General features: G+C 46.8%; 15 protein-coding genes. 6 read left to right on the top strand and 9 right to left on the bottom strand.

Going from position 1 to position 17,000, the window contains the following annotated elements; translation table 11 throughout:
• Window positions 1-16: 16 nt before the first annotated feature.
• Together essC and ACR32F_RS12085 are read right to left on the bottom strand one after the other, a co-directional pair.
• Complete coding sequence (gene essC / locus ACR32F_RS12090; protein WP_440118922.1) at window positions 17-4,021, bottom strand: type VII secretion protein EssC; 4,005 nt, start codon at window positions 4,019-4,021, stop codon at window positions 17-19.
• Window positions 4,022-4,073: 52 nt separating this feature from the next.
• Window positions 4,074-4,394: a hypothetical protein gene (locus ACR32F_RS12085; protein ID WP_440119801.1), complete on the bottom strand. Its 321-nt coding sequence runs from the start codon at window positions 4,392-4,394 to the stop codon at window positions 4,074-4,076.
• Window positions 4,395-4,815: 421 nt separating this feature from the next.
• Here ACR32F_RS12085 and ACR32F_RS12080 point away from each other — a divergent pair, with 421 nt between their 5' ends.
• Window positions 4,816-5,055 (top strand): hypothetical protein, encoded by a 240-nt coding sequence (locus ACR32F_RS12080; protein ID WP_110892980.1) that lies wholly within the window; start codon window positions 4,816-4,818, stop codon window positions 5,053-5,055.
• Window positions 5,056-5,430: 375 nt separating this feature from the next.
• Here ACR32F_RS12080 and ACR32F_RS12075 read toward each other — a convergent pair whose 3' ends face one another.
• From ACR32F_RS12075 to ACR32F_RS12060, 4 genes are all read right to left on the bottom strand, one after another.
• Window positions 5,431-5,970 (bottom strand): N-acetyltransferase family protein, encoded by a 540-nt coding sequence (locus ACR32F_RS12075; protein ID WP_440118921.1) that lies wholly within the window; start codon window positions 5,968-5,970, stop codon window positions 5,431-5,433.
• A gap of 44 nt (window positions 5,971-6,014) precedes the next feature.
• The gene (locus ACR32F_RS12070) at window positions 6,015-6,353 is read right to left on the bottom strand and encodes a L,D-transpeptidase (RefSeq protein WP_440118920.1); all 339 of its coding nucleotides are present in this window, start codon (window positions 6,351-6,353) and stop codon (window positions 6,015-6,017) included.
• 56 nt (window positions 6,354-6,409) lie between these two features.
• Window positions 6,410-7,435 (bottom strand): ribosome small subunit-dependent GTPase A, encoded by a 1,026-nt coding sequence (gene rsgA, locus ACR32F_RS12065; protein ID WP_440119799.1) that lies wholly within the window; start codon window positions 7,433-7,435, stop codon window positions 6,410-6,412.
• 539 nt (window positions 7,436-7,974) lie between these two features.
• Window positions 7,975-8,568, bottom strand: a complete 594-nt coding sequence (locus ACR32F_RS12060) for a metalloregulator ArsR/SmtB family transcription factor (RefSeq protein ID WP_440118919.1) — start codon at window positions 8,566-8,568, stop codon at window positions 7,975-7,977.
• Window positions 8,569-8,745: 177 nt separating this feature from the next.
• Between ACR32F_RS12060 and ACR32F_RS12055 the strand changes: the two genes are divergently transcribed.
• The 3 genes from ACR32F_RS12055 to ACR32F_RS12045 all read left to right on the top strand — a co-directional run bounded on the left by ACR32F_RS12055 (window position 8,746) and on the right by ACR32F_RS12045 (window position 10,885).
• The gene (locus ACR32F_RS12055; RefSeq protein ID WP_440118918.1) at window positions 8,746-9,744 is read left to right on the top strand and encodes a YpdA family putative bacillithiol disulfide reductase; all 999 of its coding nucleotides are present in this window, start codon (window positions 8,746-8,748) and stop codon (window positions 9,742-9,744) included.
• 5 nt (window positions 9,745-9,749) lie between these two features.
• The gene (locus ACR32F_RS12050; RefSeq protein ID WP_440118917.1) at window positions 9,750-10,193 is read left to right on the top strand and encodes a DUF441 domain-containing protein; all 444 of its coding nucleotides are present in this window, start codon (window positions 9,750-9,752) and stop codon (window positions 10,191-10,193) included.
• A 176-nt stretch (window positions 10,194-10,369) separates the two neighbouring features.
• A complete protein-coding gene (locus tag ACR32F_RS12045; RefSeq protein WP_440118916.1) occupies window positions 10,370-10,885 on the top strand; it encodes an ADP-heptose synthase in 516 nt (171 codons plus the stop codon).
• Window positions 10,886-11,017: 132 nt separating this feature from the next.
• Here the strand turns inward: ACR32F_RS12045 and ACR32F_RS12040 are convergent, their stop codons facing one another.
• Both ACR32F_RS12040 and ACR32F_RS12035 read right to left on the bottom strand, forming a co-directional pair.
• Entirely contained in the window at window positions 11,018-11,464 is a 447-nt protein-coding gene (locus ACR32F_RS12040; protein WP_440118915.1) for an NUDIX domain-containing protein, read from the bottom strand.
• A gap of 74 nt (window positions 11,465-11,538) precedes the next feature.
• Window positions 11,539-11,835 carry a HesB/YadR/YfhF family protein gene (locus ACR32F_RS12035; protein ID WP_440118914.1) on the bottom strand — a complete coding sequence of 99 codons (297 nt, stop codon included), beginning with the start codon at window positions 11,833-11,835 and terminating at the stop codon, window positions 11,539-11,541.
• A gap of 531 nt (window positions 11,836-12,366) precedes the next feature.
• Here ACR32F_RS12035 and ACR32F_RS12030 point away from each other — a divergent pair.
• Together ACR32F_RS12030 and ACR32F_RS12025 are read left to right on the top strand one after the other, a co-directional pair.
• Entirely contained in the window at window positions 12,367-14,112 is a 1,746-nt protein-coding gene (locus ACR32F_RS12030) for an ABC transporter ATP-binding protein (RefSeq protein ID WP_440118913.1), read from the top strand.
• A gap of 12 nt (window positions 14,113-14,124) precedes the next feature.
• Window positions 14,125-16,215, top strand: a complete 2,091-nt coding sequence (locus tag ACR32F_RS12025; protein ID WP_440118912.1) for an ABC transporter ATP-binding protein — start codon at window positions 14,125-14,127, stop codon at window positions 16,213-16,215.
• Between the two features lie 150 nt (window positions 16,216-16,365).
• Here the strand turns inward: ACR32F_RS12025 and ACR32F_RS12020 are convergent, their stop codons facing one another.
• Window positions 16,366-16,998 (bottom strand): YdcF family protein, encoded by a 633-nt coding sequence (locus ACR32F_RS12020; protein ID WP_440118911.1) that lies wholly within the window; start codon window positions 16,996-16,998, stop codon window positions 16,366-16,368.
• Window positions 16,999-17,000: the final 2 nt, after the last annotated feature.

Raw genomic sequence — 17,000 nt, 5'->3', positions numbered from 1 at the left:
TATGAGCCACCTCCCCTCAAACTACAACATGCCATCGGTCACGAATTTCAGAAATCCAATCGGTCATTTTCCAGCTGTCATCACAAGGAACTGCACCTTTAACCCTGGAATATTTACGTTTTACATAATAACCTTGACCTGGAGGCAGTACCTTAAGCCCATTTGAACTACCTCCGGATTCGGAATAAGGTATACGGAAGAACGAGAGATCGTTAGGGTCTAAAGTCCCGAACAACATTCCGCTCTGGGAAGCCTTCACATCGCTCACCCAGTCAGAACCAAAGGTTGGGAAGTCTGCCGGAACACCTGACAGAACCACATGTATACCTCGATCTCTTCCTTGACGAACGATCGCTCCCAATTGATCTTTCACATTAAAATCATTCAATTGCTTGGACAGCGTATCCGCATCGTCGATAACGAGAACGATCTCCGGTCCCCCGGTATAATCTCCTCTTTTCAGAACTTCATCGTACAACTGTTGGATCACAGGTGCAAGCTGTTCTTCACGGGATACGTGTCCACGGAGATGGGGCAAGCTGCTGATTTCGCCCAGTCCTCCCGAACCATAACGCATATCTACCGTGTATATTTGCACATCTTCAGGAGATGCATGATAGGCAAGTGACAACATCCAAGTCAGCAAAAATGTCGTTTTTCCGCCTTCCATTGGACTCGTAACCATGAAATGGGGCCCTTCGCGCAGATTGAGCTGGAATGGCTCCAGATCATCGGTCAGCAGACCTACAGGTACCGTTAACGAAGAAACATCTGCCACTTGTCCGAATGAACCTGTGCGAATGAGTACATCTTTAAGTTTAACCTCTTCCGGAAGCGGAGCAATCTGCGGCGCTTCTTCTCCGGTCCAGGTATCCCTGATCTCTGCAATCACACGTCGCAGAGTGGACGAACGCTTGCCCTCATCTGCTCCCGACGATGGCAGTGCCGCCTGGAACATCAATGGAGGAACCTGACCTTTGACGAGTCCTCTGCCTGGTGGAAGCTGACTCGGTGCCTTGGAAGGCCGTCCTACGGCGTAATAATAATCGCTTGGATCGGATAATTCAAAGGATACCGCATTGGGAATGTTACTTCTGAACTTCTCGAACACATCGGTGACACGGTTTGCAGTGAGGATAAAAGTAATTCCCAGGCTTCCACCCTCACGAAGAATGGTTTCCAGAAGTTCATTTTCTTCCGGGTAGGCATTACGGAATGAAAGATAACCGTCGATGACAACTATAATCTGCGGAACTACCGCATGGGCTGTCCGGCGATAGGCCGAAATGGTTTTAACGCCGGCTTCCGAGATCATATCTTTGCGCTGTGCAGACAGTTTTAGAATAAAACGGAATAACCGCTTGATTCGATCTTCCTCTTCGGACATCATCACGGCGCCGATCTGAGGCAGACCTGCAAAATCCTTCATCATTCGGCCCATATCAATAATGTAGCCATGCCAAGGTTCAGTTCTGCGAGAACGAGCCAGTGACATCAGTAAGGTCTGGACAAACGTCGTTTTTCCAAAACCGGGCATGCCATAAGCCACCAAATGTCCTTGATCTACCGGAAGAGCAAGCGGCTGTTGTCGTTGATTAGGCAGATCATCCAGCAAGCCCACCAGCGGCTTCAGACCACTAGCCCCACCATCAAGCAGCACCTCACGGTTCTCCTCTTCCTGCCAATCGTCAAGGCTTTCCCATTCCAGCGTTTCTGGCAGAGGTGGCAACCAAGGTCCCGGCAAACGACTGATACCTGCGTCTTTCGCAGCCTGTGCAACATAGTCAATGAAAACCTGAAGCTGTTTGGGAACATCTTCGCCTTTGAGGACAGCCCTGCGTTCTCCGGTCAACAAGGGTTCACGCTTCCCGTTCAAACGCACTTCCATGACAGGCAATACCGTCGTTGCATCTTCCTGCTGGTTGTACGGGGCACCACTCCAAGCGAATTGCATTTCCTCAAACACTTCATCACTGCCGACTTGGAAATATCCGCGACCCGGCTTCGTGATCCAGGCCGCATTAGGAATTTTGATCATATCCCGACTGTCACCCTCGCTTTGTACACGAAGGCAGATTCGGAACCTGGAATTACTCCATATTTTATCATCCACGACTCCCGCCGGCTTCTGGGTTGCCAGGATAAGGTGCACACCGAGCGTCCGGCCGATAGCCGCTATACTAATCAATTCATCCATGAACTCCGGCTGGTCCCGTTTCAATTGTGCAAACTCATCAATGATAATGACCAGATGCGGAAGTGGTTGCTCATGTCTTGAACGCAAAATCTTGTAATATTCATCAATGTGCTGGAGATTTCCAGCATCATTTAATATTTTTTGCCTTCTGACCAACTCAGCCCGAAGTGAAATATTGGCTCGTTCAATCAAATTTCCATCCAGATTGGTAATCGTACCCACGACATGTGGCAGATCAACGAATGTATTGGACATCCCGCCACCCTTATAGTCAATCAACATAAAGGCCAGATCATGCGGGTGGAACTCGGCAGCCAGTGATGCCACAATGGACTGGATAACCTCACTTTTACCTGAACCAGTTGTTCCGGCAATCAGACCGTGAGGACCGTGACCTTGTCGTTCAATTTTATCATGCAGGTTAATGGCTATTTTCTTACCGCCGGCTCGCACGCCCATAGGCACAGGCAATGTGTCCGGGTACCTCGTTTGTCCCCATCGGGACACCACATCCAGATCCTCTACACGTGAGGTGCTCAGCATATCGAACAAAGGAAGCACCTGCGGAATATCCGAGGCGGAAGAACGCTTCAAACGAATGGGTGACATGTAACGCGAGAGCGCCTCGGCAGTCTCTTTCGAGATAACATCCGGTGTGTACGTTTGTTGGATGACATCGGCATCTTCCGTTTTTTTGATATACACCCCTTTGCCTTGGGAGGCCTCCATAATCAATTGACAATGCATAGGAAGAGACTCTTTGCGATTGGCCAGTATAATGGTGCAGACATCAATCTCTTGTGCTGACTCCAGCAATAGTGGAAGAAGTGGTTCTTCTTCAATCAATTGGGTATCGGAGAGTACGACAACATAACACGGTGTTTGCACGCTTTTCTTGTATCGGTCTTCCTTGTTGTTCCGGCGGCGGTTCAATACGGAAAACAAGCTGTCCGCCAATTGATGCGCACCGCTGTGCCTGTCGGCCATATAACGTTGTCCCTGATCTTCATCCCAGATATGAGGCAGCCAGCGCAGCCAATCCCATTCCTTTGTTTCTTTTTCTTCATAAAAGGTAGCAATCTTCAACTCATCCGGTGAATGACGGACCGCCAGTTGGGAGATGATCACGCGCAGTGAAGCCAATACGTCCTCGCGCTTCCCTACCAATCCCATTACTTTCGACTGAAACAGCGGTAACGTAATGGACGCATCTGGCACCGTCTCGAATTCCGCTGCTAATTCATGAGCCGCTTCGATCAACTCATCCTTTTCGTAGCCGTCCACACGCGGAACCTGGAGTTTGATTCTGAACGGAATTTCGCCAATGCCGATTCGTACCTGCATGAAGTCATCATCTTCCGGCGAACGTTCCCACAACGAACTGTTGCGATTCTTCACCACTTGCAGACATACATTCGGATCACCATGAATTTCATACAGGCTTTTGACTTGCTCTGCTTGAGCCTCTTTCAGCTCTTCACGGTGCTTCTCCAGTTGTGCCCGGTACATGACTGTGCGCTCTTCCAGCTTTTTGCGGTATGACTTCTTGTTGCTCAGATACACAAAAAACGGAATGGTATATGAGGTGAGCATCATCATAACCGTCATCATCTGAAACATCATATAATTGCTATTGTTCATTTTGCCGCTCATATTGATATATACGTAGAATCCGATGCTAACCATCGTCATCATGATCGGAACGATAATTGAAATCATTGAAAATGTAGGTTTGTTGGGTTCTGTTGGCGGCCTGAGAATTTCCAGCCTTTCTTCCTTAAGAACCGGTGTCATTCTTGGAGAACGCTGATATAACACATTCACGAAGAGAAGACCTCCTTTAATTCGTTCAATAAAATGTATACGTTAAGATGCTTCATTCGTTGCTGTCCTGCTGAAATAATGAACGTCTTCCATACACGGGCGCTTCTTCAGAAGTGGTTGAAAAGGCCCGCTGAACCCGTACACAGCATCCTTGACGCAGCCCTGTTTCCATGAGCTGTTGTGTGTTCTGCGGGGAGAACCACAATCCTTCCGCAAATTTGGCTTCAAGGATGTACTGAATCCCATCTCCCGGTGCCTGTCCAAAAATGCGAACGCCTAGCAATGTCTTCAGATGTTCAATAGTACATTCATCCGGGACCTCAATGTCGAACCACTCGCCTTCCTCCCGGCCGGAATACACGGTTAGAATCATCATAATCCCTCCCATGGTCTCATATGTAATTTGTCCTAATGTCAAATTAAATCAAAAAAAGCGGATGTAACGCTATTCCAACCCTATTTTCTTACATAAACATCCTGTTTGCAATGTACAAGCTATGATTTTGTTACATATGACCCACGTATATATTAAAATATCGGCCATTGGACTCAGAACTTTTGAGGCAGTAGTAACGTTCAATGTTGCGATGTTGCGAAATTCTCCGTTTTTCTTCCCTATTAATGGAAGAAAAACGGAGAATTGTAGGATTAATTATTGTTTCGCTCACAATTGAATTGTGAACACTTTTCAAACATTGCTCACCTTTATGTTTTCATAAGCTGATTTTAAGGTAATTTTAAGCATTGGAACTTAATATAACGAGTATGAAATAACTCTCGTGAGGTGATTTCGAGTGAGAACCCTAATAACTTTTCAAAACAAATCAATCCCTGTATATTTCAATCAAGAAAACAAGCAGCCTGTGCAAAAGACACTAAGATTGCTTAGCAGTGCCCTTGAGCATAAAATTAGCAATGGTAAACGTGCTTTACAGAAATGTCTGCATTCATTGATTAGTATTGAGATTGTCGGTGGTGAAGCCATTCTTCACAGCCGTAGCGAAAATGACTCCTTGGCCTTATCTCTTTATTAAGAGGAGCCCCTATTCCACTTCAAGTTGAAGACTGGTTCGCGAACATAAGAAAAAAGGAAGCTGTCTGTTCAGACAAGCTTCCTTTTTGATGTGTACAAACTCCCTAATCTATTTCAATGTAATCTGCTGACAACATAGGCACTTTCGTGTTTTTCTACAACCTCAGCCTTCTGGATTCGAATGACAAACAAGCGTACCAGATTATCACGAGTGTTTTCTTTCTGACAAGAACTCAGTTTTCTCAAAATAAAGCGGTCAATGGACATGAACTACAGCCCCTTTACCTTTTTGGATTTACGGATCTATTCTCCCCGTGTATCCATAAATAACCAGATTCCAGCTATGCCAAACAACCTTGTCACATCATTTCCCCACCTATTTTTCAGGCAGGTTCTTTTCTCCAAAGAGTCTAATGTCTTCCCAGCCATAAGCGACCTCAATCAGTTCTTGACCACCAATTCGGATTTGCTTTGTCTGAACAGGAGTTCCGCCCATCTTTTCATAGAAGCGACACGCTGAATTTCGCTCCAGTGCCCAGATTATCAAGCTGTGCATATTCAGGGAATGAAGATAACGAACAATGTACCTGGCCAACTGCTGACCAATACCCTTTTGTTGCACTTCTCTCAACAAATAAATAGCATAGAGCTCTGAATCGTAAGGCAACTTGCCTTCACGTTCCCTTCCACCACATGCAAATCCGACAATTTTCCCATCGGACTGCTCGGCCACTACCAGAATCTGATCCCTTTCGCCAGACCGAATCGTCTGCTGCCATTGCGACAACCTCGATTCAGTAGTCAAATGATCCAAAAAATCATCTGGGATGAGACCCCGATATGTCGTCTTCCAACTCTCCGTATGTACATAAGCTATTGCCTCTGCGTCCCCTTCACGTGCTGCTCTGATCTGCATGGACATCACTCCCCTACTCCGCTTATAGATTTGAAAATCCGGCCCTAAGGCCGGATCGTTACTTGCGTACCGACGGATACCTTGGAAGACAGATCCACCACATCGGAATTGTACATGCGTATGCATCCGTGGGAAACGGATTTGCCGATGGACCAGGGTTCATTCGTACCATGAATGCCGTAATGTGGTGCCGACAATCCCATCCACAGCACACCAAAGGGTCCTCCGGGATTTGATTGTTTGTTAATAATGGTGAATTCTCCGCTAGGTGTTTGTGTGAGCATCTTGCCTGTTGCCACCGGATACCCCTTGATGACCTGATTGCCATCCAAAAGATATAACATGTGGTCAGACAGATCTACAATGATCCTGTAATCCGGCATAATGACATCCCTCCTGACCTATCTTATGCAGGATGCAACGGGATGCCCGCCTGATTTCAGGCTTCTTCCCAGTCTTTCACACTGCGGGCATGCTTGGGTTTGCGACTGCTCTCCGGTTTGCTTGAAGCTGTCCGCCGTTTGGAAGCAATCTCTTCCTTACGCTGCTGAAATTGCAGTTCCTTCTGCATTTTCAGATAATTGCTCAGTCTTTTTTCATCCAACGAACCGGCCTGGATGGCCTCTTTCACTGCACATCCAGCTTCCCTTGTATGACTGCAATCCAGAAACCTACATGTGACAGCGAGCTGTTCAATTTCCTCAAAAGCATGGGAAAGTCCATCGTTGCCTTCATCCCAAAGATTAAGCTCACGCATTCCCGGCGTATCAATTAATACGGCTCCCTGGGGAAGAACAAACATCTCCCGATGTGTTGTTGTATGTCTTCCACGGCTGTCTCCCTCACGGACCGATTGTGTAAGCTGCACATCCTCGCCCATCATCCAGTTCACCAGCGTAGACTTGCCACTGCCAGAAGAACCTGTCAGCGCAACAGTTAACCCTGGCTGCAAATATCTTTCCAGCGACGATTTGCCTTGGCCCTCCACAGCGGATATAGCCAACACTTCGACGCCTGGAGCAATCCCCTCTACACTCCTGATTTGCTCTTCCACATTGGTGCACAGATCACTTTTGCTCAGTACAATGACCGGTCTTACACTCCCATTCCACGCCATCATCACGTACCTTTCGAGCCGTCTCAGGTTGAAGTCATGATTAAGAGCAGCAACGATCAGCAGTGTATCTACGTTCGCGGCGATTAATTGTTCTTTGGTCACCGAACCAGCTGCCTGTCTCGATACCCGGCTCTGTCGTGGTATAAGATTGTGAATTATTGCTTCTTCATCGGGCTGCCCCGTAATCGCCACCCAATCTCCAACCGCTGGCACCAAGCTCGTCTCCAGACTCTCATGACGCATTCGGCCGGAAATTCTTCCCCAGCATTCTCCCTCTTCTGTAATCAAACGTTGCAGATGTCCATGGTCTGCGATAATTCTCGCTGGCTTTCTCGCCTGCTCCTCCATGTCTGCCTCTTGCCACAGTTCCTGCCACTTTGCAGACCAGCCGTACTTCTCAATATGATTATTTAAAATAAAAATTCCTCCCAAAATGAGTTATTTACTGCCTTAAAGCCGATTGAACATGAATCTCCGGTGCCAGATCAAAACAAAAAAAACCACGAGTATAAAACACCCGCGGCAATAAATAGTTAGCCGAATCGAAGACCGCCTGCCTTTGCAGATATAAGGACCGAATACTCAACAATCCGCTACATGCAATTCAGGAACACCCTTTTGATTGGCATACAAAAAAGCCACGGGATCGTCACCCGTGGCTTCATCTGTACATGTGAATATACTCTACGTACTGTGCATAGTATTGCGAACAATACTGCACAGTTGCCGTAAAATTACATGCCTTGATCCGTTCCGGAGACGCTGTTCATATTCAAATTAACGTATACTGCCATTAAGTTTGTCATTTAACATCGCCTCCCTTGTAGAATTATCCATTATGTTACACAGTGTACTCGGCTGTTGTCAAGTTCAATTTTATATTCAACTTATTTGACCTGATCCCACCGCGTCCACATCTCTACTGGATTCAGTTCATAGATCCCATCCTCCCGATACATGAACTGATGCATGATAAACTCCCGGCGAATCGTCGCAAAATCCTCATGGTACGTCAGAATAAAAGTATTGATCTCCTTCTCCGTATACTTTCGACCAAACTCAAGTTGCTCAGCCAAATGACCAAGCACAATCAGCTTTTTCTTATATTGGGCCGGAATCTGACGCAATCGCCCATCTTTGGAGAAAAAATTCCGCATTACGGATACTTTTAACGTTTCGTTAATATCACTCATATCTCCAGCCTCTTCTCTTTTAAATATAAAATCAACAGAAGCCTGAGCATGTTCCCGGATAAACGAAGGATTAAGTGTAAAAAATACCGTGTTTTTCTCTCTCCGTTCCTTAATTAAAGCAGCTTCTCTTAGCTTGGATGCATGATGTGTAACCGTCGGCTGGGATAAATTGAGCCTTTCGGCGAGTGCCTGCCCATGCAGTTCTCCCTGAGACAGCAGCAACAACATACGTAGCCGGGTCGGATCAGCCAGGGCTTTATGGTAAGCCACAATTTTCTCCAGTTGCATTATCCATCATCTCGCCTTCATTTAGATAAACATCTAATTTGATAATAATATTTTCTCTAATCCAAGTCAAATTCTCGGGAGTAGGTCGATTTAATGTTGTCAGACTCATGCTTGAACTGGCATTAGACCGCTATTTACGGTAGGATTATAGTGTTTGAAATAAGGAGGATTAAGAATATGGAAGATGTGATTATTATCGGCGGAGGTCCCTGTGGTCTGTCTGCTGCCATTGAATGCGAACGGCTGGGACTGTCAGCTGTGATTGTTGAGAAGTATAATATCGTTCAATCTATCTATTTGTATCCAACCCATATGCAGTTTTTTAGCACAGCAGAATTGCTTGAGATTGGGAATATTCCGTTCAGTACACCGAATGACAAACCTTTTCGTTACGAGGCACTCGCCTATTATCGCAAGGTAGCCGAACATTTCGGCCTGCGTATTCATAACTATGAGGAAGCCCGTGAAATCAAACGCAAGGATGATGGTACGTTCGAGGTACATACGACCAATCGACGCGGGCAGACCATCATACATGAAGGACGTAATGTGGTGGTTGCTACCGGTTATTTTGACCACCCCAATTATCTGGGTATCCCAGGAGAAGACAAGGATAAGGTCACTCATTATTTCCGGGAAGCCCACCCTTACACTCGTACACGCGTTGCGATCATTGGGGGAAGCAATTCAGCCGTGGATGCAGCCATGGAACTGGTTCGTGTCGGAGCCCATATTGATATGGTATATCGCGGAAGCAGTCTGTCCGAACATATTAAACCATGGGTACGTCCCCTGTTTGAAAGCCTGGTACAGAAAGGTCGTATTACGTTGCATCTTGGCTCACGCGTGAATGAAATTATGGATGATTCGGTTCGTCTGCTTCATACCGATGGATCAACAAGTGAGCTTGAAAATGACTTCGTACTGGCATTGACCGGTTTCCGTCCTGACCGCAAACTGCTCGCTTCCGTAGGTGTAGAAATGTCTGATGACATGGATAAACCCGTTTATGATGTGCAAACGATGGAAAGTAGCGTGCCCGGCATATATGTAGGCGGAGTTATCGCTTCGGGGCGCAATGCCAATGAAGTGTTTATCGAATCCGGACGCTGGCATGGCAGGTACATTGCCGAACATATCGTAAGCCAGCATCGTGGGCAGACCGAAGGGGAATGAAATCGATGGATATGACCTCACTGCTGTTGCTCGTATTCGCCGCACTTGGTATTATCAGCAGCAATACACCGGTGACCGTGGCCATGGTATTTCTATTGTTACTGCGGGTATTGAACCTGAATCAGACTTTTCCCTGGCTTGAAAAATACGGGCTTACGATCGGTATCATCATCCTGACCATCGGAGTCATGGCACCACTCGCCAGTGGAAAGATCAGTCTGCAAACGATCGGTGAGTCTTTCCTGCACTGGAAATCATTGCTCGCCATTGGGGTAGGATTGCTTGTGGCCTATTTGGGCGGACGTGGAGCTACGCTGATGAGTGCACAGCCTACCGTCGTTGCCGGGCTGCTTATCGGAACGGTGCTTGGGGTTGCCCTGTTCAAAGGTGTACCTGTTGGCCCCTTAATTGCTGCCGGGATACTATCATTACTTTTGGGTAAATCCTGATTGAGGTTGGGACTTGACATCCTTCTCTGGACTGGCTGTATTTCCCACCATTGTATGATATACTTCTATTCATGCACTTTAGTCCATAGCAGAGAATTCAATTTGACGATGATTCATTCAGAACAAAATGGATTCACCTTGCAACTATTAATGGCCGCAGGAGGAGTAAGGAACCCATGTCACGTCAGTTTATTACAGAAGCCGTGATGGTGGCTATTTACGGTCAATTGCTCGCGCCCCCGGCGCCTGTTGTATACATTGTTCCTTATACCACCGTCCTGGAATTATATGAGTTTCAGACCAGCCCTGATCCCTTGATGGATAACCCGGCAGATGATCAGCATGTGAAATCCAAAATTAACGAATTGATTTCTTATTTTGAAGAACCGCTGAATAAGAAAAAAATAGAACGTGCCCTGCTTATTCCTTGGGCCAAAAGTCCATCCATTCTCTTTGGTGACCAGGTCTCCATCTCCATTATCAATGCGGTGGATACCGCTCAATATGGTGAATATTTTGATCCGATTGAGACCGAACTGCTGCTCACTTCACAACGTCTGGATACCCCCATACTTACCGATCAGGTTGAATTGATTGCGCGTATTATTGAATCGGAATCCCCTGTGCAGGTATTTGATATTGAAGATTTTGATTTTGCGATGGATGATGAAGAACCGCTTGATCAGGTTTAAGTTATTGTGATTGCATGCACTTCTTGTCAACGAAGACACTCAGGGGCACTGGTCCAATCGTCACGAGCAGCCACAACGTAAAAGAAGAAGCCCTTCCGACTGGAAAGGCTTCTTCTTTTACGTTTATATATGTCATATTTCGGAACGCTTTAGTAACATCCGACTAAATTCATTCAGGATTGGCAATGATTTTGGATCAAAAAACTTCAGTCCTGCTTCGCTATTCACTCGAGACTCCACAAGTCGATCCTGGATAATCCTTGCCCTGAACATGGCTATGACAAAATAGTCCTCATCCCCACTGGCATGCAAATGCCTGAGATCCGGACCCGAATGCAGCCCTTCAAGTGTCATACGATCCGTTGTCCATCCCGTCTCTTCCCACAACTCTCTGTGAGCTGTATCTTCAATAGATTCTCCCGGACGCATCTGTCCAGCGGGAACACGCCAATGACCATGCTCGGCATGCTGAATCAGCAACAATTCACCTTTTTCGTTCTCGGCCCGAACCGCAGCCTTAACAACAATATGAGAACGGTTTGCAATATACTGGGCTAAATCTCGGGCTGGCGGATTCACTTCTTATCTCCTCCTGTTCGAAAACCGGTGCGGCCGGCCGTGAGCTATTCTATATACTCACAGATATGACGTAATTAAACCTCAGTGTAGCGATATTCAATATCCTGTCCTTCTTCGACGACATCCACGTGAAGTTGGTGGCCCTTTAGATACCAATAATCGTGATCCTCCATGAAAAACTGGATACCCGATGCTTGCGTTTTTTCTGCCGGATTTCTCGGTTCCTCCACGGCGATCCCCAGAGAAAAGCCCGGGTGTAGACCTCCGCCGGAGCTATAACGGGCGAAGAAGCGAATGCTGTCTCCTTCGTTCAAATTCAGCTCTTCCTTGTACCAGCGAGCAGCGCGGTCAGATACATGTATAATACTCATTTGGTGTCAGCTCCTCCTCTATTTATATGTTCCATCATATCTCTACAGAGGTTTGATTACAAACCTGAGACGCTCAAATTAAACAAAAAAAGTTCATTCCTTTGCATAATTCGATTACGAATTAGCAACATGTTTCGCTTTGAAAAACGTTTGACAGATTGTAAAAGGCGGTGTTAAGATGCAAACATACGAGATCCACATTGAATTTATTCCCATAAAAAGAAAGGGTGATTACGGTGTTTAACTACGACGATCTACATCAACTCAACACACAACTAAATACCGGAGCACCCATGAAATCGTTATTCCGTTCATAAGACTGCATCACAGAAGCCTGTAATCAGGTTTGCTGTTTTGTACTCTCACAATCGAACTTATTTATGGCGGTGGCTCTGCTCTCGGAGCCATGCTGCCGTATGAATGATATCTAAGACATACCGCCTGCGTGCGGTATGTCTTTTTTTGTGGGCACAAATCGGTAAACATGAACGGAACATGCATTTCACGGACCTTGAAAGGAAGGGATACCACTTGTTCTCTGTACTTAAAAACCTGGCCTGGTTTTTCCGGCTGGAACGCAAACGATACCTCATCGGTGTCATCCTGCTTATTCTGGTGGGCATAATCGAACTGCTGCCCCCCCGTCTTCTTGGCAATGCCATTGACGAGATTGTACGCGGTTCCATCACTGGGGCCTCCCTCACACGCTACATCTTACTTATCCTAGGAACGGTCATCATTATCTATCTGACAACGTACATATGGATGCACAAACTGTTTGGCGGTGCCAATCTGGTTGAACGCTTGCTTCGGTCACGCTTTATGGATCATTTGCTCCGTATGACTCCGCCCTTTTTTGAGAAAAACAGAACCGGCGATCTGATGGCTCGGGCCACGAATGATCTTCGTTCCATTGCCACTACTGCGGGATTTGGTATGCTGACATTAACGGACTCAACTGCGTTCCTGGCAACCGTATTATTCGCCATGGGTTTTCTGGTTAGCTGGAAATTGACCCTGGCCGCAATTTTGCCTCTGCCTTTTATCGCTATTGCCATGATGATCTATGGTAAAGCCGTGCATCAGCGTTACACACTGGCCCAAGACGCATTCGGTGATATGAACGACCAGGTGCTTGAATCCATTGCCGGTATTCGTGTCGTGCGTGCCTATGTTCAGGAACGTCTGGACGAGAAACGCTTTGCCGATGTAACCGAGGATGTGTACCGCAAAAATCTGGCCGTTGCCAAAATGGATGCCCTATTCGAACCTACCATCCGACTCTTCGTTGGACTCAGTTATGTTATCGCGCTTGCCTACGGCATATATCTCGTATTTCATAATGAAATTACCCTGGGGGATCTCGTATCGTTCAATATGTACCTGGGGATGATGATCTGGCCGATGTTCGCGATTGGTGAATTGATTAACCTGATGCAGCGTGGTAGTGCTTCGCTGGATCGTGTCAACGAGACTTTATCTGTAGAACCTGCTGTGAAAGACATTGAGCAGCCTGCTCATGTTACTAATCCAGAAGAGATTACGATGCGTGATGTTACGTTCCGTTATCCGAGTTCAACCGTTGATAATCTCAGTCACGTCAGCTTTTCACTGCGACGTGGGCAAACATTGGGTATTGTGGGCCGCACAGGTAGCGGCAAATCTACCCTTCTCAAACAACTTCTTCACGAATATCCTGCGGGTTCCGGTGAATTAAGCATCTCGGGTCATCCGATTCAGGATATTGCCAAAGATGATCTGCTCAGCTGGATAGGTTATGTACCTCAGGAACAGGTTCTGTTCTCCAAATCGGTTCGACAGAACATTCAATTCGGCAAGCCGGGTGCAGACGATAGCGTGATTATGGAAGCTATTCGCACGGCTGCCTTTGATGGGGATCTGGGCACATTGTCCGATGGTCTGGACACACTCGTTGGTGAAAAAGGAATCGCCCTGTCCGGTGGACAGAAACAGCGGGTTTCGCTGGCGCGTGCCTTTATCGCCGATCCGGACATTCTCATTCTGGATGATGCCTTGTCTGCGGTCGATGCAAGAACCGAAGCCAAAATCATTGAAAATATACGCAACAAACGCTCGGGCAAAACCACGCTGATCTCGACTCACCGCCTGTCCGCTATCGAACACGCAGACCGAATCATCGTACTGGAGCACGGGAAAATTACGGAAGAAGGAACCCATCAGGAATTGCTTGCTATGAACGGCTGGTACCGTGAACAGTATGAACGGCAACAGGTGGAGTCTAATTTGTCCACGTAGGAGGTCAACGCTTTGAAGTCTAATACAGGCAAACGGCTGCTTCATTACGCCCTGAAAGCCAAAGGTACTTTTATTGCTGCTTTAATTATGCTTACCATCGGTGTCGCCGCTGAGCTTGCGGGCCCTTTCATCGCCAAATCCATGATCGACAATCATTTACTCGCCATTGAACAGCCTTTCTATGAGACTACAGCTTCGGATGAAGCAGCAGTCTACAATGGAAAGAACTACAAACGTGAAGGATTGTTTGAACCGGATGAATCGAAAGGTACCGAGGTACGTGTACTGCAAGCCGGAAGAAGTTTTTATTTTGTGAATGAAGCCGTGATTGCATCAGACGGGGATCGATCTTATGCGGATGGAACCCTAACGGTGACACGCGCAGGCGAAGTGACTGGCCAATATGCGGCGGTGCCTTTATCCGCTGGTGAACTCTTTGCTTTTTACAAACCGGAAATGCCAAGCATCTATCAATTGATTGTGTATTACATGATTTTTCTGGTCATCTCCGTCATTATGGAATTTGGTAAAACGTACTGGCTGCAATCGTCTGCGAACAAAGTCATTCAAAGACTGCGCAATGATGTATATGCCCATATTCAGCGATTGCCTGTACACTTTTTTGACAACCTGCCCGCGGGTAAAGTAGTCTCTCGGGTCACGAATGATACAGAAGCCGTCAAGGATCTGTTCGTTGCGGTTCTGTCGAATTTTTTCTCAGGCATTATTACGATTACGGGTGTGTATGTCGCCCTCTTCCTGCTCGATTTCCGCCTCGGACTAATCTCACTGTTCGTTGTGCCAATGCTGATAATGTGGATTGTGCTCTATCGCAAATTCGCTACCCGTTACAATACGATCATTCGTTCACGACTCAGTGAAATCAATGCGATCATTAACGAATCCATTCAGGGGATGTCCATTATCCGGGTATTCCGTCATCAGAAACAGACCCGGCAGGAATTCGAGGATCTGAACGACGATTATATGAAACACCAGAACAAAATGCTGAACCTCAATGCCTTCACCTCACACAACCTCGTTAACGTATTGCGGAATATCGCTTTTGCGGTTGTCCTGTGGTACTTCGGGTCCAGTGTACTTGACGGCACCAGCATAATCTCCTTGGGAGTTCTGTATGCTTTTGTTGACGTGCTTGGCCGTTTGTTCCAGCCGATTACTGGCATGGTGAATCAGCTGGCGAACCTGGATTCCTCTCTCGTATCAGCCGGACGTGTCTTTGAACTGATGGATGAACAAGGTGAACCGGTAACGGATGGCTCGATGCCGAGATACAAGGGGAACGTCGTATTTGACGATGTATCGTTTGCTTATAAAAAAGATTATGTGCTGAACAATATCTCGTTCAAAGCCTCACAGGGTCAGACGGTCGCCCTGGTCGGTCATACTGGTTCCGGTAAAAGCTCGATCATCAACCTGCTATTCCGGTTCTACGATCCGCAAAAAGGCAAGATTACGATCGACGGTCAGAACGTCAAGGATCTGCCCAAACAGTGGATTCGAGAGCATATGGGGATCGTATTGCAGGACCCGTATTTGTTCACGGGTACCATTGCCTCCAATGTCAGTCTCGGTGATAAAAAGATCTCCCGTGCACGGATTGAACAGGCACTGCGTGACGTAGGTGCTGAACGGATTCTCGCTCATCTACCGCAAGGATTTGACGAACCTGTCATCGAAAAAGGAAGTACGTTGTCTGCCGGACAACGGCAGTTAATCTCCTTCGCTCGCGCACTCGCGTATGATCCCGCGATCCTGATTCTCGATGAAGCCACTGCTAACATCGATACAGAAACGGAAGCACTGATTCAGAATGCGCTTGAAGTCCTCAAAAAAGGACGTACCACCTTCATCATCGCTCACCGTCTCTCTACTATTCGTTCAGCAGACCAGATCCTGGTCCTGCATCGTGGTCGAATTGTTGAACAAGGTGCACATGATGAACTGATGGAACTCAAAGGGCGTTATTACAAGATGTATCAGCTGCAACAAGGTGCTCAAGCTGCTGAAGCCACGACTGGCGATAGCCCATTGGGTGAAGCCATACGGACCTCCTCCTCCTTTGCCGGTGGAAATGCTTAAAAAGTAAGTGGAATGCATGAAATGAAAAATGAACATCAAACCGATCTACCTCGTAGCCTTATGGTCTGCGATGTGGATCGGTTTTTTATTTTGAATAGAAGTTAGGTTCAGGTGTAGCGGCAATTAAAAAAAGGCAATCCGCACTACGCCTCATGGCTGCTGCGGATTGCCTACCCATCCTTTAACCGTATATCCCATGTACAGTACCGTCTCTCTTGCGAGAAAAGGAAACTTGCTTCGCCAGGTTTGATAAGCCGTCGTTCGTGTTGGGGATGGAACAGCATCCATACCAAGTCCATCAGCCAGTTTCATGGCCCGCTTCATATGTAATGGATCACTCACAATGGTATACGTTCGATAACCAGCCTCCTTACCAACCTTGAGTGAATTGACCAGATTCTCCTCCGTAATCCGGGACTCTGTCTCTATACGAATATCTCCCGGATCTACAGCATGTGCAATGGCATAATCCCGTCCAACTTCAGCTTCCGGCCGTTCTCCATCCCTTCCAGTGCCACCTGTAAAGAGCAGATTGCGTATTGTACCCTGACGATATAACAATATGGCATGTTCGATACGCTCGCGAAAAACCGGAGATGGGTTATCCCCTTCCACAGCTGCACCCAGAATGATCGCTGCGTCAGATACTCTTGATGATTCCTCATCCGTATATGCTGATATGAGGCCTGCCGTAACCAAAGCCCATACAATCCCAACTATTAATAGGGATATTACGGTGAGTATAATCCAGCGTTTCGTTTTCGTTTTCGTTTTCGTTTTCATTT

The organism is Paenibacillus hebaui (assembly GCF_051934385.1).
Classification (GTDB): domain Bacteria; phylum Bacillota; class Bacilli; order Paenibacillales; family Paenibacillaceae; genus Paenibacillus.
The sequence above is the reverse complement of the archived record's forward strand: the minus strand, read 5'-3'. Positions and strand labels throughout refer to the sequence as shown.